The 1,349-nt window shown below is 60.3% G+C and carries 2 protein-coding genes; one reads left to right on the top strand and one right to left on the bottom strand.

Going from position 1 to position 1,349, the window contains the following annotated elements:
• Positions 1-86: 86 nt before the first annotated feature.
• Positions 87-1,026 (top strand): IS630 family transposase gene (locus ACOVRJ_RS02065; RefSeq protein ID WP_422042249.1). Its coding sequence is split into 2 segments (ribosomal slippage): positions 87-430 and positions 429-1,026, totalling 942 coding nucleotides; the frame shifts between segments, so codons are not numbered across the junction.
• A 102-nt stretch (positions 1,027-1,128) separates the two neighbouring features.
• Here the strand turns inward: ACOVRJ_RS02065 and ACOVRJ_RS02060 are convergent.
• The coding region (locus tag ACOVRJ_RS02060; RefSeq protein ID WP_422042248.1) for an efflux RND transporter permease subunit at positions 1,129-1,349 on the bottom strand (221 nt) is incomplete at its 5' end.

The raw sequence follows: 1,349 nt of genomic DNA, 5'->3' as shown, positions 1-1,349 counted from the left end.
GATGACGTTTGATTGAATCGAATTGGGATTCACGTGGGCGTGATTTTCTGATTCAAGCTGCTGGCTGGGTTTGGAGGCCAGCGGCGATGACCAGACCCTATTCGATGGATTTGCGGGAGCGCGCGATAGCGCGTGTTGTGGCTGGGGAGAGTGTTCGGACGGTTGCTGCGGCCTTGAGCATCAGCGCGGCGACGGTTGTACGCTGGTCGCAGCGCTACCGGGCGTCAGGCAGTCCGGCTCCTGGCAAGGTTGGTGGCCACAAGCCCCGGTTGCTGACGGGTGAACTGCGTGACTGGCTGCTGGATCGAACCAAGACTGACTTCACCCTGCGGGGGCTGGTGGCCGAGCTGGCCGAGCGTGGCGTAAAGGTGGACTATGTTCAGGTCTGGCGCTTCGCTCACGCCGAAGGTCTGAGCTTCAAAAAAAAGCGTTCTTCCCGCCGAGCAACTGCGCCCGAAGATCGCCCGGCGTCGCGAGCAGTGGAAGAAGTTCCAGGGACGACCTGATCCTCGCCGCCTGGTTTTCGTCGACGAGACCTGGGCCAAGACCAACATGGCACCCTTGCGAGGCTGGGCTCCAGTCGGACAGCGGCTCCATGCCAAGGTGCCCTACGGCCACTGGAAAACGATGACCTTCATCGCAGCCCTCCGCTGCGACCGGATCGATGCGCCCTTCGTGTTCGATCAGCCGATCAACGCCGCCAGCTTCACCGCATGGGTCGAAGAACATCTCTGTCCGACGCTCATGCCCGGAGACATCGTCGTCATGGACAATCTCTCCAGCCACAAGAAACCTGCCGTTCGCGCCGCGATCAGGGCCAGAGGTGCCAGGCTGCTGTTCCTGCCGCCCTATAGCCCTGACCTCAATCCGATTGAGCAAGTCTTTGCCAAGCTCAAACATCTCCTGCGAAAGGCCGCAGAACGATCCGTCGAAACAACATGGCGCCGCATCGGTACATTGCTCAATGCATTCCCACCACATGAATGCGCCAACTACCTCAGAAATTCAGGCTATGGTGCAGCCTAATGTCATCACAGTCTAGAGCGTTTCCGGTGAACCAACGTGAACGGAAAACGCTCTAGCCGATAAATCCGGGGCGCGAAATCACCCCGAGCCGCGGTGGCAGCGTTATTCCGCCGCCTGATGGCCGTGGCTGGCAACGGGGCGCTTTTCCAAATCCGCAAGCCTGGCCGCAATGGCACCAATGGGCTTGGGATAGGGCGCCAGTAGCAAATAAAGCGCCGGCACGGCGTAAAGTGTCACGATGGTCGAAAGCGTAATGCCGCCCATGATCACCACGCCCAAGGCTGACCGGCTTTCAGCCCCAGCACCGGTCGCCAAGGCAAGCG

Origin of the sequence: Roseateles sp. (assembly GCF_049240545.1) — a bacterium.
Classification (GTDB): domain Bacteria; phylum Pseudomonadota; class Gammaproteobacteria; order Burkholderiales; family Burkholderiaceae_C; genus Paucibacter_A.
Note: the sequence above shows the minus strand (reverse complement) of the source record. Positions and strands in the feature narration are given on the sequence as shown.